General features: G+C 47.4%; 21 protein-coding genes. 14 read left to right on the forward strand and 7 right to left on the reverse strand.

Annotation, left to right across the window (positions count from 1 at the left end; all coding sequences use genetic code 11):
- Nucleotides 1-53 precede the first annotated feature (53 nt).
- Nucleotides 54-644 carry a GNAT family N-acetyltransferase gene (locus tag ACL9RM_RS01695; protein WP_414126120.1) on the forward strand — a complete coding sequence of 197 codons (591 nt, stop codon included), beginning with the start codon at nt 54-56 and terminating at the stop codon, nt 642-644.
- Between the two features lie 314 nt (nt 645-958).
- Nucleotides 959-2,146 (forward strand): cation:proton antiporter, encoded by a 1,188-nt coding sequence (locus tag ACL9RM_RS01700; protein WP_250266899.1) that lies wholly within the window; start codon nt 959-961, stop codon nt 2,144-2,146.
- A 119-nt stretch (nt 2,147-2,265) separates the two neighbouring features.
- On the opposite strand, the gene ACL9RM_RS01705 is transcribed toward ACL9RM_RS01700, so the two are convergent.
- Entirely contained in the window at nt 2,266-2,901 is a 636-nt protein-coding gene (locus ACL9RM_RS01705) for an NAD(P)-dependent oxidoreductase (protein WP_061830551.1), read from the reverse strand.
- Nucleotides 2,902-3,168: 267 nt separating this feature from the next.
- On the opposite strand from ACL9RM_RS01705, the gene ACL9RM_RS01710 reads away from it, so the two are divergent.
- The 4 genes from ACL9RM_RS01710 (at nt 3,169) to ACL9RM_RS01725 (ending at nt 8,366) form a co-directional block, all read left to right on the forward strand.
- The gene (locus tag ACL9RM_RS01710; protein ID WP_250266898.1) at nt 3,169-4,122 is read left to right on the forward strand and encodes an alpha/beta hydrolase; all 954 of its coding nucleotides are present in this window, start codon (nt 3,169-3,171) and stop codon (nt 4,120-4,122) included.
- 206 nt (nt 4,123-4,328) lie between these two features.
- On the forward strand, nt 4,329-4,886 hold the full coding sequence (locus ACL9RM_RS01715) for a glycerol-3-phosphate responsive antiterminator (protein WP_250266897.1): 558 nt from the start codon (nt 4,329-4,331) through the stop codon (nt 4,884-4,886).
- A gap of 57 nt (nt 4,887-4,943) precedes the next feature.
- Nucleotides 4,944-6,434 carry a glycerol kinase GlpK gene (gene glpK, locus ACL9RM_RS01720; protein ID WP_250266896.1) on the forward strand — a complete coding sequence of 497 codons (1,491 nt, stop codon included), beginning with the start codon at nt 4,944-4,946 and terminating at the stop codon, nt 6,432-6,434.
- A gap of 228 nt (nt 6,435-6,662) precedes the next feature.
- Complete coding sequence (locus ACL9RM_RS01725) at nt 6,663-8,366, forward strand: glycerol-3-phosphate dehydrogenase/oxidase (RefSeq protein WP_414126195.1); 1,704 nt, start codon at nt 6,663-6,665, stop codon at nt 8,364-8,366.
- Nucleotides 8,367-8,520: 154 nt separating this feature from the next.
- Here the strand turns inward: ACL9RM_RS01725 and ACL9RM_RS01730 are convergent, their stop codons facing one another.
- Nucleotides 8,521-9,198, reverse strand: a complete 678-nt coding sequence (locus ACL9RM_RS01730) for a CidB/LrgB family autolysis modulator (RefSeq protein ID WP_013312486.1) — start codon at nt 9,196-9,198, stop codon at nt 8,521-8,523.
- Nucleotides 9,195-9,566: a CidA/LrgA family protein gene (locus ACL9RM_RS01735; RefSeq protein WP_013312485.1), complete on the reverse strand. Its 372-nt coding sequence runs from the start codon at nt 9,564-9,566 to the stop codon at nt 9,195-9,197. The genes ACL9RM_RS01730 and ACL9RM_RS01735 overlap by 4 nt, the downstream gene beginning before the upstream one ends.
- A 131-nt stretch (nt 9,567-9,697) precedes the next feature.
- Between ACL9RM_RS01735 and cidR the strand changes: the two genes are divergently transcribed.
- Complete coding sequence (cidR, locus tag ACL9RM_RS01740; RefSeq protein ID WP_023990853.1) at nt 9,698-10,597, forward strand: cidABC operon transcriptional activator CidR; 900 nt, start codon at nt 9,698-9,700, stop codon at nt 10,595-10,597.
- 105 nt (nt 10,598-10,702) lie between these two features.
- On the opposite strand, the gene ACL9RM_RS01745 is transcribed toward cidR, so the two are convergent.
- Both ACL9RM_RS01745 and ACL9RM_RS01750 read right to left on the reverse strand, forming a co-directional pair.
- On the reverse strand, nt 10,703-10,876 hold the full coding sequence (locus ACL9RM_RS01745; RefSeq protein ID WP_013312483.1) for an aspartyl-phosphate phosphatase Spo0E family protein: 174 nt from the start codon (nt 10,874-10,876) through the stop codon (nt 10,703-10,705).
- Nucleotides 10,877-11,011: 135 nt separating this feature from the next.
- Entirely contained in the window at nt 11,012-12,088 is a 1,077-nt protein-coding gene (locus ACL9RM_RS01750) for a GGDEF domain-containing protein (RefSeq protein WP_414126125.1), read from the reverse strand.
- Between the two features lie 168 nt (nt 12,089-12,256).
- Here ACL9RM_RS01750 and ACL9RM_RS01755 point away from each other — a divergent pair, with 168 nt between their 5' ends.
- Genes ACL9RM_RS01755 through ACL9RM_RS01765 form a run of 3 tightly spaced genes read left to right on the forward strand, consistent with a single transcriptional unit; the run spans nt 12,257 to nt 15,774 of the window.
- On the forward strand, nt 12,257-14,629 hold the full coding sequence (locus ACL9RM_RS01755) for an ATP-dependent DNA helicase (protein WP_414126127.1): 2,373 nt from the start codon (nt 12,257-12,259) through the stop codon (nt 14,627-14,629).
- Entirely contained in the window at nt 14,619-15,128 is a 510-nt protein-coding gene (locus ACL9RM_RS01760) for a MarR family winged helix-turn-helix transcriptional regulator (protein ID WP_039271748.1), read from the forward strand. Before ACL9RM_RS01755 ends, ACL9RM_RS01760 begins: the two co-directional genes overlap by 11 nt.
- A gap of 37 nt (nt 15,129-15,165) precedes the next feature.
- Nucleotides 15,166-15,774, forward strand: a complete 609-nt coding sequence (locus ACL9RM_RS01765; RefSeq protein ID WP_250260168.1) for a pentapeptide repeat-containing protein — start codon at nt 15,166-15,168, stop codon at nt 15,772-15,774.
- 80 nt (nt 15,775-15,854) lie between these two features.
- Here the strand turns inward: ACL9RM_RS01765 and ACL9RM_RS01770 are convergent, their stop codons facing one another.
- The gene (locus ACL9RM_RS01770; protein WP_414126129.1) at nt 15,855-16,448 is read right to left on the reverse strand and encodes a hypothetical protein; all 594 of its coding nucleotides are present in this window, start codon (nt 16,446-16,448) and stop codon (nt 15,855-15,857) included.
- Nucleotides 16,449-16,659: 211 nt separating this feature from the next.
- Between ACL9RM_RS01770 and ACL9RM_RS01775 the strand changes: the two genes are divergently transcribed.
- The gene (locus tag ACL9RM_RS01775) at nt 16,660-17,616 is read left to right on the forward strand and encodes a nucleoside hydrolase (protein WP_322158912.1); all 957 of its coding nucleotides are present in this window, start codon (nt 16,660-16,662) and stop codon (nt 17,614-17,616) included.
- A 141-nt stretch (nt 17,617-17,757) separates the two neighbouring features.
- Here ACL9RM_RS01775 and ACL9RM_RS01780 read toward each other — a convergent pair whose 3' ends face one another.
- Nucleotides 17,758-18,942, reverse strand: a complete 1,185-nt coding sequence (locus tag ACL9RM_RS01780) for a GAF domain-containing sensor histidine kinase (protein ID WP_414126131.1) — start codon at nt 18,940-18,942, stop codon at nt 17,758-17,760.
- Nucleotides 18,943-19,313: 371 nt separating this feature from the next.
- On the opposite strand from ACL9RM_RS01780, the gene ACL9RM_RS01785 reads away from it, so the two are divergent.
- The 3 genes from ACL9RM_RS01785 to ACL9RM_RS01795 are packed head-to-tail and all read left to right on the forward strand — an operon-like array spanning nt 19,314 to nt 20,807.
- The gene (locus ACL9RM_RS01785) at nt 19,314-19,919 is read left to right on the forward strand and encodes a hypothetical protein (protein ID WP_414126133.1); all 606 of its coding nucleotides are present in this window, start codon (nt 19,314-19,316) and stop codon (nt 19,917-19,919) included.
- Entirely contained in the window at nt 19,903-20,433 is a 531-nt protein-coding gene (locus ACL9RM_RS01790; RefSeq protein WP_414126134.1) for a hypothetical protein, read from the forward strand. The genes ACL9RM_RS01785 and ACL9RM_RS01790 overlap by 17 nt, the downstream gene beginning before the upstream one ends.
- The gene (locus tag ACL9RM_RS01795; protein ID WP_414126136.1) at nt 20,430-20,807 is read left to right on the forward strand and encodes a DUF4280 domain-containing protein; all 378 of its coding nucleotides are present in this window, start codon (nt 20,430-20,432) and stop codon (nt 20,805-20,807) included. The genes ACL9RM_RS01790 and ACL9RM_RS01795 overlap by 4 nt, the downstream gene beginning before the upstream one ends.
- The last annotated feature ends 27 nt before the right edge of the window (nt 20,808-20,834 follow it).

Consider the following 20,834-nt stretch of genomic DNA (forward strand, 5'->3'; position numbering starts at 1 on the left):
CGCAATAATTTGCTTTGATTTTCGTCATTTATATTATTAGCATGGGAGAGATCATGATGACTCAACAAACTTCAGCCTCAGAGCCTGTGGCACGGTTACTTGAAGGATCACGGGTGTACTTGCGTCCCGTTAACGTAGAGGACACCGAGCTATACTATAATACATTGTTCCATCAGGATGTGCGGAGGCTGACAGGCACACAACGCAGCTTTACCAAGGATCAAATTGCCCGTTATATTGAAGCTAAAGGACAGGACACCTCAAGCCTGTTGCTGTTGATTGCGCTTCGCGAAGATGATCGTGTCATTGGGGATATAGCCCTGCAGGATATGGACAGCCTGAACCGCAGTGCCAACATCCGTATTGCGATCAATGAGCAGGGAAATCAGGGGAAAGGCTACGGTACCGAAGCGCTTGTACTCATGCTGGGTTACGGATTCGGTATCTGTAATCTGCATCGGATTGAGCTGAACGTATTTGATTTTAATGAACGTGCCATTCGTTGCTATGAAAAAGTAGGCTTTCAGCGCGAAGGTGTGCAGCGGGATGCTTTATTCTACAATTATGAATACCATGATTCGATTCTGATGAGTATGCTGGACCACGAATACCGCGACCGCTATGTGAAAAAAGCAGAAAATTGATTCAACACGTTTACACGGGTTTGCAGAAGAGATATAATTAAAAGATAAAATTGCTCGTTTGCGCAAGTATGACCGACAACATCAAATGAATATATGAATTTACCGGAGGAGCCTGTCACCAAGGCTCCTTTATGTCTTTTTTAAGGGAACCTGTGCTGTATTTCAGGTTTCCCTTTTTATTTTGCGAGCTGGTTGTTTCAGGTCAGACACATATTTTGCACGTTTGTTTAGCATTTTATGATTATCAGTATCTTCAATATTGTGGGTTATGCGCAGATGAGTTCAAGGATTAAATAAAAGGAGGTTATCAGCCTATGCAATTTATACTATATCTTCTGCTGATTCTACTGTTCACAAAAGTCGCGGGTCATTTGTCCGTCAAGCTCGGTCAACCAGCGGTGTTGGGAAAGCTGATCGCAGGAATTGTCCTGGGCCCAGCCGTATTAGGATGGGTTCAGAATGATTCGCTGATTCATAATATGTCTGAAATCGGCGTGCTGCTGCTGATGTTCATTGCTGGACTGGAGACGGACCTGGATCAACTTCGGCGTAACTGGAAGCCTGCGGTAGCTGTGGCGGTTGGAGGTATTATTTTACCGCTAATTTGCGGTTTTGGTGTAGGGGAAGCCTTTGGATTCTCGGTGCATGAAGGCTGGTTTCTAGGAATTATTCTAAGTGCTACCTCGGTAAGCATTACGGTACAGGTACTCAAGGATATGAATAAGCTGAATACCCGGGAAGGCTCGACCATTTTGGGTGCGGCAGTGCTGGATGATGTGCTTGTCGTGGTGCTGCTAGCGGTAGTAATGAGTATATTCGGTATGGGTGGAGAAACTTCGTTGGGACTTCTTGTTGGCAAAAAGCTAGTTTTCTTTGTCGTAGCTATTCTGGGGGGCTGGTTCGTTGTTCCATGGGTTATGAAAATACTTGCTCCACTCAAGGTGACTGAAGCAGTCATCACGACTGCGTTGATTATTTGCTTTGGGTTTGCGTATTTTGCGGATATGTTGGGGATGGCAGGGATTATCGGAGCCTTTGCGGCCGGGATTGCCATTGCACAAACCAGCTTTAAGCACGTCGTAGAAGAAAAGGTGGAACCCATCGCTTATTCCATCTTTGTTCCTGTATTTTTTGTCAGCATCGGATTAAATGTTTCCTTTGAGGGAGTAGGGCAGCAGCTCGGATTTGTTGTTGTTTTGACACTGATTGCGCTGGTGACAAAGCTAATCGGGGGAGGACTCGGGGCGCGGCTGACGGGCTTCGATAACCGTTCTGCCCTTGCGATCGGCTCCGGGATGATATCTCGCGGCGAGGTTGCACTTATTATCGCAGCTACCGGTCTACAGTCGGGTCTGTTGGCACAGCAATATTTTACATCGGTGATCATTGCCATCATTCTGACGACCTTGGCTTCGCCTCCGATTCTCAAGCTGTGTTTTAGCGATAAGAGGGAGACTTCCGCTCACGATACAGAAAAGAAGGTCAGCACGGACAATTCATAACGAGAGTATCAACAGGTCATAACAAAAAGACCCTTCGGGTTCAATTTCTCATAGCGTGCAGCATGAGAGAATGGGCGAAGGGTCTTTTTTATGCTAAATGTGCTGCGAGAACACAGTAATTAGGACTCGGATACAACAGTGAAACGTTGGTTTAGATGTTGTGGTTTTTCGATTTCGTCCACTACGGCAACCGCATAATCTTCGTAGCTGACATAGCTTGCACCTTTGGAATTAACCAACAGCGTGTCTTTTCCCACTTGGTAAGAGCCTGTGCGTTTACCCAGAGCAAATTCCGCAGAAGGACTAATGAAAGTCCAGTTCAGGTCGCTGGTACCACGCAAAATTTCCAGGTTTTTTCCTTGGTTATTTGCTGTTGGATATACGAAATCAGGGAAGCCGGGAGCATCTTTTACCAAAAGTGTTTGGGATTCGTCAGTGAACAAGCTGCCTGCACCACCTACGACAATCAGGCGAGTACCGGATACATTACGCAGGCTTTCAATTAGTACGTTACCTGCATCGACATGCAGATGCTCTTGTCCGAGTGGAGCGGCAAATGCATTAACGACTACGTCAAAGCCTTTCAGATCATCTGTTTTCAGATCAAAAACGTCTTTTTGTACTACAGTAGCACGACTTTCTGTTACTTTAGCCGAGTCACGGACGATGGCGGTTACTTCATGCCCTCTGTCTAATGCTTCTTTTACGATATTACTTCCTGCTTTACCGGTTGCACCAATAACTGCAATTTTCATAATAGATAGCCTCCTATAAATATGATGTGAATGATGGATGATTCATTCGTTTGATCGTAAGTGTACCCAGTGCATTTACGAACTTTAATATGTAACTATTATAGTTACAATACAAAATAAAAGTCAAGCTCTTCTGTTGGGCAAACTAAAGTCCTCCGATTGGAAAGAGAGGAACTCGTTTAAATATATAAGGTGAAACTGAATGAGCAAACTTAAGCCATATTGGATATATGTAGACCACAGATAAGAAGGGAAGAGTGAATCGATATGAGTAAAAAAGTACAGCTTGAACCCGCAGCACAGAAATTTGCAGACGATAATGCCAAACCTCCGTTTCTATATGATTTGGGTCCTGAAAAAGGACGTGAAACGGTCAATGAGGTTCAATCCGGTCCAGCAGACAAACCTGCCGCAGATGTAGAAGATCTAACTATTCCAGGTGGGCCTGGCGGTGAGGTAAAGGTCAGAATTGTTCGTCCACAACAAGTGACAAGCGATCTGCCGGTCATTGTATATATTCACGGAGCAGGCTGGGTATTCGGTAATGCCCACACGCATGATCGTCTGATTCGTGAATTGGCAGTCGGCTCCCAGGCAGCCGTTGTATTCCCGGAATACAGCTTGGCACCTGAAGCTAAATATCCGACGGCGATTGAGGAAATTTACGCGGTCGTTCAATGGGTGGCACAGCATGGGCGAGAGCATGGACTGAAGCCCGATACGCTGACGATAGCCGGAGACAGTGTCGGCGGTAACATGACCGCGGCCGTAACGCTGCTGGCCAAAGAACGCAGTGGTCCTTCCATCCGGCAGCAGTTGTTATTTTATCCGGTGACGGACGCTTCCTTTGACACGGAATCCTACCAGGAGTTCGCCACAGGATATTTCCTGAGCCGCGAAGGAATGCAATGGTTTTGGGATCAATATACGACAGATCCCAATGAACGAGCGCAGATTACGGCGTCCCCGTTACGTGCCACCACAGAACAGCTCAACGGGCTACCGCGTGCGCTGGTCATTACAGGCGAGGCCGATGTGCTGCGCGATGAAGGTGAGGCCTATGCGAACAAGCTGCGTGAAGCGGGGGTAGATGTGACCGCTGCACGCTTTCAGGGCATCATCCACGACTTTGTGATGTTGAACCCATTGTCGGAAACCGCGGCCAAGCGCGGTGCGATCACGCTTGCTACCTCATGGCTGTGCCAAGGGTTTGAGGGCTAGTACACTATAGAGAGTTTTAAGGGTGCCGTCGTGTGATTTGATCCAGTTCCTTTGAACGATTAGGCTGTCTTCTTCCTGCTGACATCTATTGCAGGGAAGGCAGCCTTTATACATATCTGCAATGAAACCGCTTCACGTTCGTCGAACAGAGTGATAATATAAAATTTGAACGAGTTTGACCGACATTCAGCCTAAGGGGGATATCCATGCCATTTCAGGGACAACGCATTTTACCTGCAGCTAAGCATATGAAGCAGCTGGAGGGTATTTTGGACAGTTCTTATGAGTATGCTGTTTTTCTGGATACGCATGTAGCGCAGCTGCGCAACCTGTACCAGATGGCTAGGAGTCGCAGCAAGCAAATGCTCCTGCATGCCGACCTGGTGCAAGGCTTGAAGAATGACGAGTATGCGGCTGAATATTTGTGTCAGGAAATTAAGCCATTTGGGATCATTTCGACCCGGTCCGGGGTGATCGCAACCGCTAAAAAGAAGGGGATTCTTGCTGTACAGCGGGTGTTCCTGCTCGATACGATTGCGCTGGAAAAAAGCTACGCGCTGGTGGAAAAAACACGCCCCGATTATATTGAGGTGCTGCCCGGTGTTGTTCCACCGATGATTAAGGAGGTCAGCGAACGCACGGGCATTCCCATTTTGGCGGGCGGGCTTATTCGCACCCCAGAGGATGTGGAAGCGGCGTTGGCTGCGGGAGCTACAGCAGTTACAACCTCCAATAAGCGGCTGTTCGAGCATTATAGGCAATAGCTTTTATTTGAATCAAGTGGGCAACAATACATAAATATGCAAGGAGGCTGGGAAACGATGGAGCAATACATTCTTGCCTTGGATCAGGGCACAACCAGTTCGCGGGCCATCTTGTTTGATCGGCAGGGAAAAGTGGTATACAAGGCACAACGGGAGTTCCCACAGTATTTTCCCCAGCCGGGGTGGGTAGAGCAAAACGCAAATGAGATATGGAGCTCTATTTTGGCCGTCATCGCCTCCTGCTTGTCGGAATCAGGTGTAAAAGCCAGCCAAATTGCCGGGATTGGTATTACGAATCAACGGGAAACCGTAGTGGTGTGGGATAAACATACGGGTCTGCCTGTATATCATGCGCTGGTATGGCAGTCACGGCAAACAGCTGGGATCTGCGAGGAATTGAAAAGCCGTGGATTTGATCATATTTTTCATAGCAAAACGGGACTACTCATTGATCCCTACTTTTCTGGCACCAAGGTCAAATGGATACTCGACAACGTCGAAGGGGCACGAGCTCAAGCAGAGCGCGGGGATTTGCTGTTGGGTACGATTGATACCTGGCTAATCTGGAGATTGTCCGGTGGTAAAGCACATGTAACAGACTACTCCAATGCGGCCCGCACACTCATGTACAACATTTATGAGCTAAAATGGGATGAGGAGCTGCTGGATATTCTCGGCGTTCCTGCGTCTATGCTACCAGAGGTGAAATCATCTTCTGAGATATATGCGCATACGGTGGATTATCACTTTTTTGGGCAGGAAATTCCTATTGCCGGAGCGGCGGGTGATCAGCAAGCAGCTCTGTTCGGTCAGGGGTGCTTTGACAAGGGCATGATTAAAAATACATACGGTACGGGATGCTTTATGCTGATGAACACCGGAGATGAACCCTGTGACTCGGAGCATGGACTGATTACAACCATTGCATGGGGGCTGAATGGTCAGGTAAAGTATGCGCTGGAGGGCAGCATTTTTGTAGCCGGATCTGCTATCCAGTGGCTGCGTGATGGGTTGCGTATGTTCCGCGAAGCCAAAGATAGTGAAGCGTATGCGGCGCGTGTGACCTCGACGGAAGGGGTATATTTTGTCCCAGCCTTTGTGGGTCTGGGCAGCCCGTATTGGGACAGTGACGTGCGCGGCGCGACATTTGGTTTGACGCGGGGAACGACCAAGGAGCATTTTATCCGAGCGGTACTGGAATCGCTGGCCTATCAGACTAAAGATGTACTAACTGCCATGGCGAGCGACTCGGGTGTACCTGTGCGTTCATTGCGTGTAGATGGGGGTGCAGTGATGAACGAGTTCCTGATGCAGTTCCAGAGCGATATTCTCGATCTGCCTGTAGAACGACCTGCTGTGAACGAGACAACTGCACTCGGTGCGGCGTATTTAGCGGGACTGGCAGTCGGGTTTTGGAGCAGTCTGGATGAAGTCCGGGGATATGCGCAAAGTGATCATACCTTTACTCCGTCCATGAGTGAGGACGTGCGAGCTGACCTTTATGGTGGCTGGAAAAAGGCAGTTCATGCCGCAATGGCGTTCAAGTAGGGATGGTTTTACGATAGAAGGCAACCATCTGGCAACAGGCAGATTTCCCTTTTCATAGCGTATCGTGTGTGCTACGATATAGATAAGTTAATACTCGTCAGGAGACTTGGAGAGACCATGAACCGCTCGGCATCCGCCGTAGCGATGTTCGTGGTCTTTTTTTGTACCTTATGATGATTCGGTTGGCAGATTGCATCGTGAATATATACAAAGCTGGAGGGATACATGATGGGAGAACAGGGATTTGCTGCGCAGGAGAGAACCGCTGTTTTGGAACGTATGGGAGATGAGCATTTTGATATTTTAATTATTGGCGGCGGCATTACAGGGGCGGGGATTGCGCTGGATGCGGCGGATCGTGGTTTGAAGACAGCACTGGTGGAGATGCAGGATTTTGCAGCAGGTACGTCCAGCCGCTCGACTAAGCTAGTGCATGGTGGTCTTCGTTATTTGAAGCAGTTTGAAGTTAAGATGGTAGCCGAGGTCGGGAAGGAGCGGGCCATCGTATTCGAAAATGGCCCACATGTGACCATACCGGAGCGTATGCTGCTTCCTTTTCACAAGGGCGGCACGTTTAACGCATTCACCACCTCTGTCGGGTTGCTAGTATATGATTTCCTTGCTGGTGTTAAGCGTAGTGAGCGCCGTCGTATGCTGGACATCCAGGCTACGCTAGAGCGCGAGCCTTTGCTGAAGCGTGATGGACTGAAGGGGAGCGGCAGCTACGTGGAGTACCGCACAGATGATGCTCGCCTGACGATTGAGGTCATGAAGGAAGCTGTTACACGAGGAGCGCTGGCGGTGAACTATGCCAAGGCTGACAAGCTGCTGTATGACGAAGGACGAATAAGCGGTGCAAGCGTAACGGATCGGGTAACGGGAAAGCCATACGAAATTCGAGCTTCACTGGTTATTAATGCGGCCGGACCATGGGTAGATACGTTGCGGGAAATGGATCGCTCCAAAGAGGGCAAGGTGCTACGCCTGACGAAAGGTATTCACCTGGTGTTCGATGCTGAGCGCTTTCCACTCCAACAGGCAGTGTACTTCGATACACCGGATGGGCGCATGGTATTTGCCATCCCACGTGATGGAAAAACCTATGCAGGTACGACCGACACGGTGTATGAAGGGGATACGGCGCATCCCCGGATGACCGCCGAAGATCGGGCCTATGTGCTTCAAGCGATCAACGGAATGTTCCCGGATGTGAAACTGACTGTTACGGATGTAGAATCCAGTTGGGCAGGGGTACGGCCGCTCATTTATGAAGACGGTAAAAGCCCTTCGGAAATTTCACGCAAGGACGAAATTTGGGAATCCCGTTCAGGTCTGATCACGATTGCAGGCGGCAAGCTGACGGGCTACCGGAAAATGTCCGAACTCGTCGTGGATCGTGCGGTACGGGAGCTGGGACGCTTGCACGGGCAAAGCTTCCGGGCATGCCGCACCAGACATATCCCGATTTCGGGCGGCAGCGTAGGCGGCTCGGCGGGCTGGGACGCCTTCGTGAGCAAGCAAGCCGTAGCGGGTGTTGCGCTCGGTTTGTCGTCGGATATAGCTAGAGCATGGGCTACTCGCTATGGCTCCAACACAGAGCGGCTGTTTGCCATAGCGGCACGGAGCATGAAGGAGGCTACCGAGAAGGAAGCAGCGCTGCCTGTGGAAGTGCGTGTCCCGCTCCTGTATGCGATGGAACAGGAAATGACGGTGACACCGTCTGATTTTTTCATACGCCGAACCGGGGCGCTGTTCTTCCAAATTGACGAGGTGAAGCGCTGGAAACAGCCCGCCATTGCATTAATGTCCGAACATGCAGGCTGGAGCGCCGCGCAAGAACGACAATATACGGCTGAGCTGGATGCTTACCTGTATGAAGCTGTAACGCCTGTAGAGGCAGAGGTGAAACCCGGCGACGTTAAAGCTATTTGAGGCAGCGAGGGATGTATATCCTTGAGCGTCCCCTTAGTGGTAGAAATCCGCGTAACAAGAGGGCGTTGCTCAAGCAAGCCTGCTTGGACTGAAAGCAAAGAAGCAGCGATTCTTCAATAACAGGAGAATCGCTGCTTCTTTGTATACATATTGCTTACAGCATCAAGTGGAACAGGAACGGGGCGGCTGCCAAGGTAAAGAGAGCGGCGAGCACCATCGAGATGCTGGATATCGTCCCCGTCAGCGAACTGAACTCGAAGGCTTTGGAAGTGCCAGTACCATGAGCACCGGTACCGAGCAGCACCCCACGTGAGACTTCATTTTCAATACGGAACAGTTTTACAATCATCGGACCGATAATAAGACCGCTCAATCCGGTCAGAATAACGAATACAGCCGTGACCGTCGGATTGCCGCCAATCGTTTGCGATACATTCATCGCAATGGGTGTCGTAATGGAGCGAGGAATCAGGCTGCTCAGCAGCGAAGAATTCAGATGCATCCACTTGGCAAGCGCCATGGAGGACAACACGGCTACAACGGACCCAGACAGCACGCTAAGCACGATTTGGGTCGCATGTTTTTTTAACACAGGGAAATATCGGTACAAAGGGACAGCAAATGCAATCGTAGCTGGCTGTAGCAGCATGGACAGCAAGTGGGCGCCCGAATTATAAGAACGGTAGTTCACACCCGTCAGCGTCAAAATCAAAATGATAACAATAGGTGTAATGAGCAATGGAGACAAATACACCTTGGGCAGTGTGCGGTACATGCGTTTGGCCATCCAGTAAATAGCGAGTGTCAATACAATACATAGAAGACCGGTCATGATGATTTATGCTCCTTTCGTTTACCAAGCAGACTGGCGACCATACCTGTGCAGGCCATCACCAGAAAGGTGCCGAGCAACACGACCAGCATAATGCTCATACCATCGTGTTCCAGCATCGGCCAATAATTCATAACGCCGACAGCGGAGGGAATAAAGAATAATAGCAGCTCGGCCAGCAACCAGTTTGCGCCAACTTCAATCCAGCTTAGCCGGACCAAGCCGGTTTGCAGCAGAATAAAAAGGATCAGCATACCAATGATACTACCGGGTACAGGCAGGTGGAGCCAGGAGACTACCGCGTTCAGGATGAGCGAAAAGGCCATCAGGACGGCGATCTGGAGGACACCGCGTATGAAGCTTTTCATATATAATGGCTCCTATCTTTGAGATCGGTTATTTTCAAACTGTAATGAAATTTTACATCACAAGCTTTCATGAGTAAAATGCATATAAAGAATGTAATCTATTCCGTTTGTCTATGGGAGAAGGTGTAGCTTTGGATATCCGACATTTACAATATTTTTTGGAAGTCGCGCGGTTGCGTAGCTTTACAAAGGCAGCCCAGAGCATGTTTATTACCCAGCCGACGATCAGTAAGACGATTAAAAGTCTGGAAGATGAACTGGGGGTCGCTTTGTTCGACCGAATTGGCAAAAGAATCGAACTGACGGACGCGGGAAAGGTAATTGAGCTTCAAGCACAAGCGATTGTAAAGTCCTTTCAGAGCCTGTCCTCGGAGCTGAGTGATTTGATGAACCTGAAAAAAGGACATATCCGTATTGGCCTGCCCCCTATGGTCGGATCGAGCTTTTTTCCGCGTGTCATTGGAGAATTTCATAAGGCATATCCTGATGTGACCATTCAATTATTTGAGGACGGGGCGAAGAAAGTGGAACAGGACGTAGAAGCCGGGGCATTGGATATCGGGGTGATTGTGCTGCCTGCGGTTGGAGATATGTTTGAGACATTTCTGTTTGTGGAGGAAAAGCTGAATTTGCTCGTTCATCCTACGCATGCATTGGCAGAGTGCAAGGAGGTACCGTTATCTGCGCTGGCGGAGGAGGCGTTTGTACTGTTCCGTGAGGATTTTACGCTGCATGACCGTATCATTGCCGAATGTGTCCGTGCTGGCTTTCAGCCGCGTGTAGTCTACGAAAGCTCACAATGGGATCTGATTAGCGAAATGGTTGCTGCAAATCTGGGGGTAGCTCTGTTGCCGGAGGCTATATGCCGAGATCTGGATTCTGAGCGCTTGCGTGTTCTTCCATTGGTGGACCCTGTCATTCCTTGGCATTTGGGGATGATCTGGCGGAACGATCGTTATCTGTCCTTTGCCGCCAGAGAATGGATATCGTTCACACAGCAATTGTTGCGGACGGAATATGGCGGGAAGTAGTCAGTCCGCGAGAAGGTGAGTACGATGCAGATGTGTACCGAAGGAGGACGAATACTGTTTACATCATAAAAAAGCTGCCCTGAGGGGCAGCGATGTAGCTTGCTTCTATGAGTGTGTTTGGTTTATTGCACGCTTGGTGTGAAGGTACTTGTCCATAATACGGTCAAGTCTGGAGGATTTGTCCAATACACGTTCATCTTTTAATCCGTGTAAGTCAGCCATGCGATTCAGTTCACGGCGTTCTTTTTCCATGAGTTTTTCCAATTGTTCGAGGTTCACAAAGCCCACCCCCCATGTCGATTGTAAGGCATGTCTCCACTAGCGGCAGAAGTTTTTTTTGATAACGATGTTATTTCCATTTTACCACTTTTTATTAACAATAATCCAGCTTTCCTGACATTTAGCGACTAATATCTATGGTTTTGCCAGTTTCACCTGATTGCGTCCTGAACGCTTAGCTTCATATAATGCCTCATCTGACTTTTCTAGTAAGTACCTCGATGCAATGACAGGTGAACTGCCTGCTCCGATGGATACGGTTAGAGAGATCGAGGTTCCGTCATTCAAAAGGAAACGTTCATTTTCCACAGCTTTCCGAATTTTTTCGGCAAAGCTTGCTGCTTTCTGACTATCACAATTTCCAATCAGAATGGCAAATTCCTCTCCACCCTTACGGGAGGGGTACGCCCTCGTTGTAGATTCCCGGGTTAACAGCATTCCCAATTGGCTTAAGACGGTATCTCCGTTCAAATGACCATACGTATCATTAATATTTTTAAAGTGGTCAATATCCAGCATCACGAGTCCAAAGGGTTGTTTTGTAGTCTTGGAAGTATGAAAGACCTCTTCAAATAGCGCATCGAAAGCACGTGGACTGTAGAGTCCGGTTAAATGATCCCGATTTGCAGCTTCTTCCAGTAGATGAACAGCCCGTTCTGTTTTTTTGATATAGGACATCATAAAATAAGTGAACAGGCCGCCAAGCAACTTAACAGTTGTGATTATTATAATAGATTCATTATCAGGAGGGTTAACTACAAAGAAAGTAGATAACAGCGACACTACAGCAGCTCCAAGTACGGCCGACATCCACTTGCGGAGTGTTAGGCTTTTTTCTCGAATAAAGATAAGTGAAATGCCCAGTGTCATGAAACAATTGACGGCAGCAGTCAGAGAAACATCTGTCCAACCACCTGTGATGTAAATACGGTACAGGCTTATGATCAAGGTGGTCAGCAGACCGGATACCGATCCTCCCATATAAACAGATATGATAATCGCCAATTGGCGCAGATCGACCACAAAGTGCCCACGGACCCATAAACCGGTCATCATTAACAGAATGCCAAACAGACCCAGCATTAAACCGTTCATTACCCGATAAATGAATATATGTTTTTTTAGGTAACGTTCATATTTCCGGAAAAATAAATTTCCAAAGAATAAGAAGCTTGTTAATAACGCAAAATTGTTAATTAATTCTTTTAACATATCCCTATCCTTTATGCTGTAATGAGAGTTGTAGTATCGTGGGGAATAAAGCAAAAGGCCCCGTTTCTATATTTCGGTAAAAAGTAGGCATGAGTGAATACCAATTGAATACAAACGATTCTTATGTCCCTTACGTTTCGTTTATCTACGTGGTACAGTGAAAGGACTATGACCGGAACGGGTGATCGTATGAAGGAACCAATTCACATATCGGTGCGTCCACTTGTGGAATATGTGCATCGGAGCGGCAGCATTCATAGCGGCTTTCGATCGAATAGCAGTATGCTCGAAGGAACTCGCGTGCATCAGGTTATCCAGAAAGGTTACAAGGAGCATGACCGCAAAGAGGTACATTTACGTACAGAAATTCCGTATAAGGACGAATTGTTTATCATTGAAGGCCGCTGTGACGGACTGATTGAGCTGGATGGCGTATGGACGGTCGATGAAATTAAATCGATCTCTTTGCCACTCGAAGATATTCAGGGTGACGGCCAACCTGTACACTGGGCACAAGCATTTCTGTATGCCTATATGATTGCTTGTGAGGAACAACATCATTCCATGCAGGTCCAGCTTACTTATGTACAGGCACACAGTGAAGACATTCGCCGATTCAGACGGGAACTATCCTTTACTGAGCTAGAAGCTTTCGCACAGGAGATGATTGCTGGTTATGCACCGTATGCATTCCTGCTGAGAGCACATGCGGAAAAGCGGGATGCCAGCATTGCTATGTTGAACTTTCCCTTTGACACGTATCGTTCGGGTCAGCGAACGCTCGCGGGTTCGGTGTTCAAGACGATTGCCGAAGGGGTTAACCTGTTTGCCAAAGCACCTACAGGTATTGGTAAAACGGTATCCACCTTGTTTCCTGCGATCAAGGCGATCGGCGAAGGATTGGTGAGACGAGTATATTATGTAACGGCTCGTACCACCACTCGGGCAGCAGCCGAAGAAGCTTACGCCAAGATGCAGGCTCAAGGGCTGCACATGCATGTGGTGACTTTGACTGCGAAGGATAAAATTTGCTTCAAGGATGAAAATGATTGTGATGCTGGATCATGCAGCATGTGCGAGGGCTATTACGACCGGATCAACGGTGCGGTTTCCGATATTTTGGCGAATGAGACGTTAATGACCCGGGCAGTGATTGAGCATTATGCGCGCAAGCATAAGGTATGTCCCTTTGAATTTTCGCTGGATGTGGCGTATGCCTCGGATGGTATAATCAGTGATTATAATTATGTTTTCGATCCACGGATTTCTTTGAAAAGATTGCTGGAGGAGCACAAGCGAAAAGGTGTTGTACTGGTAGATGAGGCGCATAATCTGGTAGAACGCGGCCGGGACATGTTTTCGGCGGAAATTTTGAAATCTTCTTTTTTGGAACTGAAACGGGAATTTAAGTTGCTAAGCCCGGAGATTGCTGCGGCTGCGAGTGCAGTGAACGCACATATGATTACGCTACGTAAGCAATATGCAGATACAGGAAAAGCAGTGGAGACAGCAGCACCACAAGAGGTGCTGGAGCTGTTGGTGCCTTTTGTGGAAGCAGCTGAACGTGAACTGGTGACGGGGGGCAGTACAAGCCACGCAAGTGGTGAGGGTACGGCTTATGCATTGCTTCTAGATACGTATTTTACCGCTCAGAATATGCTGCGAATTGCAGCTTTATATGATGAACGGTACGTTACTTATGTGGAAGCAGGGCGCAGTGAAGTGAGGGTCAAGCTGTTCTGCCTCGATCCTTCTCACTTGTTGGGACAAGCTATTAAGGGCTACCGCTCAGCCATTTATTTTTCCGCGACGTTGACACCGCTTGCTTATTACCGGGACATGCTCGGAGCAAACGAGGAAGATTATACGTTACAGGTTCCTTCGCCCTTCCATCAGGAGCAGTGGGATGTACGTCTGCTGCCGCTCTCCATCCGTTATCGGGATCGTGAGCGTTCCAAAGGGGCGATTGCGGATATGCTGGCTGCATTGGTTGTGGAACGGAAAGGAAATATCCTTGTGTTTTTCCCGTCCTATCCATATCTGCGTGAGGTGTATGAGGAATTCATGCTTCGTGACGTGTCCGCAAATACGTTGGTACAAAGTCCGGGGATGACCGAACCGGAGCGGGATCAATTCCTAGAGGCCTTCCAGCCTGGGCAAGAGCACACCTTGCTTGGCTTTGCCGTATTGGGTGGTGTGTTTGCTGAAGGTGTCGATTTACCTGGGGATCGCTTAAATGGGGTAGTGGTCGTCGGCGTCGGCTTGCCGCAAATTGGAGCAGAGCGGGATGTGCTGCGGGATTATTTTTCGGAACAGGGACGGAATGGTTTCAACTATGCGTATGTATATCCGGGAATGAACAAGGTTCTTCAGGCAGGTGGCAGACTGATTCGCACAGAGCACGACGAAGGATTGCTGGTTCTGGTAGATGATCGTTTTGCCAAGGAACCATATGCTTCTTTGCTGCCTGACGAATGGAAAAGCTACCGTCTGACGGAACAAGCGGGATTAAGGAAGGAATGGATAGACTATGAACTTTAATTTTCATAATGACTCCATACGCGGGGTGCTGCGTAGCTTTGGACATGAAGATGCCGAAGTGGATAATATAGAGACTTTTGTGACATTTGCGCGCTTGGCTAATGGTATTTTCAGAGAAATGGATACGGATCTTAGCAAGTTGGGGGCTTCTCAGGGTCGGATTATTGTTCTAAGCCTGTTGCATTGCCACTCGCCGCATCGCATGACACCATCAGAGTTGGCGGAAAAAGCTGATGTGACGCGTGGAACCATGACGGGGCTGATCGACGGATTAGAGCGAGATGGCATGATTGAACGTGTGGCTCATGAGAGTGATGGACGGATGGTGACTGTCGGATTAAAAGAGGCAGGACGAGAGCTGTTAAGTAAGATAGTCCCTTATTATACGAAGTTGATTCGGTCGTGTATGTCTGAGTTTACGCCGCAGGACCATAAGATGATGAAGGGTTTACTGGGAAAAATGAAGGGCGGTTTTGAGCGGTCCTTGCCGAAATGCTGAGTTCCTAACATAGGGAATAAGGAATAGGAGAGAGAACATGTTCTTTTATACAGATGAGGTCTATGAAGCCCGTGATTTTGGCTCAATGGATGCCAGAGAAGGCGAGTGGAGAAATTGCGAGTTTACCCGATGTCGCTTTCGGGGTGTGGAGATGAATGAGTCCCTCGTGGAAGGCTGTACTTTTGTGGACTGTGATTTTACCGGAGCCATCCTGAATGCATCTCACTACAAGGAGTCGGCTTTTACCAATTGTTTGTTCACCAGCGCCAATTTGTTTGTAGTCCGGTTTGAAAACTGCAAGCTGGTAGGTTCAGATTTTGCGGGGGCGAATATGGATGGTATCACAATTACGGGCGGAGACTGGTCTTATACGAATTTGCGTCATGCAGATTTAAGAAAACAAGATTTGCGAAAAATACGATTCAAGGAAGCCGACTTATCCGAATGCAATTTGGAAAAAGCAGATTTGCGGGAGGCGGATCTTACCCGGGTAAGACTGCACAAAGCCCATCTTCAAGGAACAGACCTGCGCGGTGCGAAGATGGATGGCGTGAATTTTAAAGATCTGGACATCACCGGAGCCAAGTTGGATATCGAGCAGGCAGTAGCGGTGGCCCGCTCCTATGGAGCCAAGGTGGAAGGCTAAAAAGCACGGGATACAGGACCCGTCTCGATCTGCAGTACCCCGTGCGGGTGAAATGGATGGTTGACTCGAATGTGAAGAACTTAATCTTTAGGGGGTGCCGGCAGTAGTGGAATCGCTGCTCCCGGGTCCCGGTTTGGCAAATGATCCACTCCCACAGGCTCTAGAGGCTGCTGTGGAACCGTCCAGTTGCGCGCGGTATCTGCGGCAGTTCGCTGCTCCAGCAAGCGTTTGGCTACTTCATAACATTGATCGACATGCCGATTACCAATGGTTCGCATGGCAGTAAAGCCAATTGCCGCGGCTAGCCCTTGCCCCAGAAGGGGGACAAACTTGCTAACCTGCTTGGTAGCGATACGAATGCCCATTTTTTGCAAAATCTGCACGATGGCTTCACGGGTGATGAGCCGCCCGATCAGCTTGCTGCCAATTGAGGTGATAAAACCATACACCATGGATTTTGTTTCTGCGTCCAGACCTTCCAGCTGCTTCTCAGATAATCCGAATTTTCCATTAATGGCTGGCAGTAGCTGCATCAAAATGCCGACATCAGCAAGAACGTCAGCCCCTGGAACTGGAACTAATACCGCTCCACCAGAAGCCGCAGCCCTTTTCGTCACCATGGATTTACACTCTCTACGGATCTGCTCCAACTCTTCTATTGTATGGACTGTCATATGAAACTCTCCTTCCTACGCTTCCGATTAGGACCCGTGCTTCTACCCTGTTATTACACACATTTCTACCTATCTTAAGCATGGAGTAAGCAAAAAATCCCTGATCCACACACTATCGCACATTTACTCCTGTGAAGCGATCAGGCATAATGAAGGGTGGTTGCCGATAAGAACAAGCCTGTTTTACGGGGATAAAGGAAGGAAGAGACAGATGAGTCAGACAAACGTTTATTTTAATCATGATGGTGGAGTGGATGATTTAGTATCCCTGTTTATGTTGCTTCAGATGGAGCAGGTTCATTTGACCGGAGTATCGGTGATTCCAGCAGATGGTTACCTGGAGCCGGCGACGGATGCCAGCCGTAAAATTATTGATCGTTTTGGAAAAAATAAAGGGCCTGTTGAAGTCGCCAAGTCTAATTCACGCGGTAAAAATCCGTTTCCTGCCGCTTGGCGTTTACATTCCTTCTATGTAGATGCATTACCTGTGCTGAATGAATCGGGACGAATGGAAGCGCCGCTTTCATCCCTGCCAGCTCATCAGCATCTGATCGAAAAGGTACGCGGAGCTGAAGGTAAGACGCTGTTGCTATTCACTGGACCGCTAACCGATCTGGCGCGAGCGCTGGATGAAGCACCGGATATTGAAGCAAAGATTGAAAAGCTGGTATGGATGGGCGGCACCTTTGAAAAAGGGAATGTGGAGGAGCCAGAGCATGACGGCACAGCAGAGTGGAATGTGTTCTGGGACCCAGAAGCGGCATATCGGGTGTGGCAAAGCGGCATCACGATTGATCTGGTAGCGCTGGAAAGCACAAGCAAAGTGCCATTAACTCCAGCAGTACGCAATCGTTGGGCAGCTGAGCGCCGATATGAAGGCGTGGATTTCTTGGGTAATTGCTATGCAGGATGTCCGCCGCTCGTCTATAGCGAAACGAACTCAACCTACTACTTGTGGGATGTACTGACCACTGCATCCGTAGGACGCCCGGACATTGTCAAGAAAAAGACGGTGCATTGCAGCGTTATCGCAGAAGGCCCAAGTCAGGGCAGAACGGTGGAACAGGCAGAGGGACGTCCTGTGAACCTGGTATACGATACAGATCCAGAAGCCTTTTTTACGTATATGGCGGATTTGGCCAAGCTGGCTGCTCCCAAACGTTACTAAGTCTGACTATGCACAAACGTGCGGCATAGGGTGATAATACTGCCTAATGACACGTATCCATAACATAAAGCCCGTGACGTTATGCGTCACGGGCTTCTATTACATGATGTGTCCTATAATTATCACAAGCTAGTTTCTATTTCATGCTGACTCCTGGTATGTTTTCAGAGTGAACTGGAGCGTTATTTCTGTCCCGCTACCAGGTTCACTGATCCCAGTCATTTTACCATTCATTCGTTTTAATAGATGTTTGGTAATCTGCCAACCCAATCCTGGATTGCCATATGAGGGGGAGTTTCCACGGTCATGCTCAAGCCACAATTTCAGTTTGTTAGGAGATATACCGATCCCAGTATCCTTCACCTTTAATTCCAGTTCAACCTCAGGTGCATCGGTCACGGATTGGGCGGTTGCAGATAAGATGACAGCTCCTGTGCTTGTAAACTTTACTGCATTATCTACCAAATTAATCAGCATACGGCGAATTTTAGCTTCATCCCCGATAAAAATAGGCGAGCTGGTGAGATTCCAGTCGAGCTTCAACTCTAGATTCCGTCGCGCTGCTACCTCTGTATACAGACTCAATACATTTTCCATCATCGTTCTCAGATCAAACGGATCTTCAATATCATCGATCTGTCTGGACTCTATATTGCTGTAATCCAAAATATTACTCAACAACGTCATAAGCGAGCGACTGCTCGACTCCATGATGCTCATATATTGCTGTTGTTCCTCTGTTAACTCCGTCGTCAGCATGAGGTCGGTGGCTCCCCATATTTCGGTTAGCGAAAACCGAATTTTATTACTCAGGGAAGAGATCAAATCCAGCTTGCTCATGGAAGAGATTTCAGCATCGATCTTGCCTTTCTCCAGTTCAACTACATACCCCAGAAATACGGCCATAGCCTGTAGTGCCTTCAGTTCTGATTCTGTCAAATGTACAGATGGCGCGTCCAAGATACAAATGGTTCCGTAAGCCTGACCATTTTTCATGCGAATAGGGACTCCTGTAAATGAGTGGTTTCCCATGGTTTTAGTCACATCTAAATCGCATGTGTGCGGGTGAATAGTCGTTTCTGAAATCGTGAGGTGATCCGCAGGATGGTCCAACACCAGACTGCAATAGCTAAGCTCAAAAGGGAGCACATCCCCTTTCTTAACGAGTATCTCTTCCCGGTTAAATGAATCAACGATTACATTCGTAATCCCATCATTAGCGGCAATAAAAATGGTATTAACATGTAAAATATCACTCAACACATCAATGACATGCGCGGTAGCCTCTTGAATACTATTATAAAAACCTGTAGGTGAAGTAGTCATATGTCTCCAATCTTGATGCAAAGTGGTGGTTAACAAAACTCTAATGGTTTGTGTATCCCATTCCTAGTCCTCTGAAAGTATTGCTGGAGCGTATTATTAATTATACATGATTATTTCGTTATAAACCTGAGTCTTCTACTTCGATTTACCTATTCGCTTGCACAAACCTTCATTTCTTAGGTCTAATGCTGGCCTTTCTTGGAGAATTTTTGCATATATTATTACACATTCACGAAAAAATATGATTATTTTCATTCTGTTTTCATAAATTCATATGTAATCTCATGATATGAAAATTGTGTAATAAAATAGGAGGATAGAACCAGTAATATCATGTAAATATTCTATATAATAGGTTCAGAGGTGGAATTATGAATAGACAGGAAGCCCTAGAGCACTTCCATAAGACCTATGCAGAAGTTGTATTGCATCAGAAATTACATCAAGCAGCGTCTTTATATGAACAAAGAAAAGATGAGCTCATCTCTTCTTTTATTCAATCCTTTCAATCGATCTGCCTGGAAGCCCATTCTGCAGAAGTGGCCAAGACGAGGATCGGATACATTACTTATTCTATGAGGCGCACGTATCTGATGGATCGTAACTATAACTATGTCGTCGAAGCCTATGATAAAAATTGGTTCTTTGATCCTCAACCTTGTTATGGAACCTATGATGCAGGCTGGGCATTCAGCTTTTTAGCAGAATTGGAGGATGAATTGAATCAGCTTCGAAAACCCTATATGAACAAGATTTTTCAGCCTGATGTGGAGCGATTTGTACTTCAGGCTACAGGGGAATTCCATCAATATATTCTGAAATTAGCGAAGGATGCTATTCAGCAAGCTGTACATTTACCTGAATTCAAGGCCTTGAAATGTGAGGACGATTTGGAAGTAAGAATAGGGGAGTATAAAGGAATCAGTGAGGTGGTGTATTCAACAGCTTATGGAGTACTACATGATTCAACAGGATAATCGTATTACAGAGTATATGTATCCAGTAGAGACAAATCGCAGGCAGTTGTTGGAATGGGCAGAAGGCTCATCATGTGCCGATGAAGAATCTATTTTACAATTTTATGTATCAGGTGATGCGGACTATATTGATTTTATAGAGCATCCGGTATCCATCGTTTCGGAACAACTAAAGGAAATCTTTGATATATATCAATCCGGATTAAGCTGGAAGTTGGTTGTTTTTGCCGATATGCAGCGAATGCAGCAAACAAGGTATTGGCTGGCAAATCCGCCTAGCCTGATATGTTTATCACCACGTAGTGAATATCATAGGGACGGTACACTGAAGAAAATCATTCTAGATGAATATGCAGTGGAGAATCATAAAATATTCAGGGTTCAGGATGCCAATCATCATATCATTGTAGATCTTGATGTGGCTGAATGTATTTTGAAGTTCAATCTGGCAGGCTTGAAATTACAAAAGGTCGATACAGAGGGGCCATCTATACAAAGGAGAGTCCAAGAATGAGTGAGAGCTATGTAGTGGATGGGGCACAGATACATTGTAGCTATGGAAGTCATACGGGAAGATTTAGTGTTTCAGCTAACAGGGGGATTAGTATTGGCGACAAACTGCAAGGGAATATTCAGGATTTTCACCCGCAGACGCATATCCCTTCTTTCGGAAAGTGCCGTAGTATGCATAATCCTGCAGTCTCTTCTGCTAACAAAGGAAATTCCGGGGGAATCATTCCGCAGCCCTGCAAACCGAGCATTTCTATGCCTTGGTTGAATGGAAAAAAGGATGTATACGTAGATCAATCTCCGGCTCTTATGAGCTGCTCCACGAACTTATGCATGTGGTGCGGCAAAATTTCATTCACGACAGATGGGCAGGAATAGCTAACAGATTGTAGGATTTGCATCATA

The organism is Paenibacillus sp. S29 (assembly GCF_049319765.1).
In the GTDB taxonomy this organism is placed as follows: domain Bacteria; phylum Bacillota; class Bacilli; order Paenibacillales; family Paenibacillaceae; genus Paenibacillus; species Paenibacillus polymyxa_B.

What these genes read in the sequence shown, in the direction of transcription:
- ACL9RM_RS01695 (WP_414126120.1), top strand. Translation starts at nt 54, where the DNA reads ATGATGACTCAACAAACTTCAGCCTCAGAGCCTGTGGCACGGTTACTT.
- ACL9RM_RS01700 (WP_250266899.1), top strand. Translation starts at nt 959, where the DNA reads ATGCAATTTATACTATATCTTCTGCTGATTCTACTGTTCACAAAAGTC.
- ACL9RM_RS01705 (WP_061830551.1), bottom strand. Translation starts at nt 2,901, where the DNA reads ATGAAAATTGCAGTTATTGGTGCAACCGGTAAAGCAGGAAGTAATATC.
- ACL9RM_RS01710 (WP_250266898.1), top strand. Translation starts at nt 3,169, where the DNA reads ATGAGTAAAAAAGTACAGCTTGAACCCGCAGCACAGAAATTTGCAGAC.
- ACL9RM_RS01715 (WP_250266897.1), top strand. Translation starts at nt 4,329, where the DNA reads ATGCCATTTCAGGGACAACGCATTTTACCTGCAGCTAAGCATATGAAG.
- glpK (WP_250266896.1), top strand. Translation starts at nt 4,944, where the DNA reads ATGGAGCAATACATTCTTGCCTTGGATCAGGGCACAACCAGTTCGCGG.
- ACL9RM_RS01725 (WP_414126195.1), top strand. Translation starts at nt 6,663, where the DNA reads ATGGGAGAACAGGGATTTGCTGCGCAGGAGAGAACCGCTGTTTTGGAA.
- ACL9RM_RS01730 (WP_013312486.1), bottom strand. Translation starts at nt 9,198, where the DNA reads ATGACCGGTCTTCTATGTATTGTATTGACACTCGCTATTTACTGGATG.
- ACL9RM_RS01735 (WP_013312485.1), bottom strand. Translation starts at nt 9,566, where the DNA reads ATGAAAAGCTTCATACGCGGTGTCCTCCAGATCGCCGTCCTGATGGCC.
- ACL9RM_RS01750 (WP_414126125.1), bottom strand. Translation starts at nt 12,088, where the DNA reads ATGTTAAAAGAATTAATTAACAATTTTGCGTTATTAACAAGCTTCTTA.
- ACL9RM_RS01755 (WP_414126127.1), top strand. Translation starts at nt 12,257, where the DNA reads ATGACCGGAACGGGTGATCGTATGAAGGAACCAATTCACATATCGGTG.
- ACL9RM_RS01760 (WP_039271748.1), top strand. Translation starts at nt 14,619, where the DNA reads ATGAACTTTAATTTTCATAATGACTCCATACGCGGGGTGCTGCGTAGC.
- ACL9RM_RS01765 (WP_250260168.1), top strand. Translation starts at nt 15,166, where the DNA reads ATGTTCTTTTATACAGATGAGGTCTATGAAGCCCGTGATTTTGGCTCA.
- ACL9RM_RS01770 (WP_414126129.1), bottom strand. Translation starts at nt 16,448, where the DNA reads ATGACAGTCCATACAATAGAAGAGTTGGAGCAGATCCGTAGAGAGTGT.
- ACL9RM_RS01775 (WP_322158912.1), top strand. Translation starts at nt 16,660, where the DNA reads ATGAGTCAGACAAACGTTTATTTTAATCATGATGGTGGAGTGGATGAT.
- ACL9RM_RS01780 (WP_414126131.1), bottom strand. Translation starts at nt 18,942, where the DNA reads ATGACTACTTCACCTACAGGTTTTTATAATAGTATTCAAGAGGCTACC.
- ACL9RM_RS01785 (WP_414126133.1), top strand. Translation starts at nt 19,314, where the DNA reads ATGAATAGACAGGAAGCCCTAGAGCACTTCCATAAGACCTATGCAGAA.
- ACL9RM_RS01790 (WP_414126134.1), top strand. Translation starts at nt 19,903, where the DNA reads ATGATTCAACAGGATAATCGTATTACAGAGTATATGTATCCAGTAGAG.
- ACL9RM_RS01795 (WP_414126136.1), top strand. Translation starts at nt 20,430, where the DNA reads ATGAGTGAGAGCTATGTAGTGGATGGGGCACAGATACATTGTAGCTAT.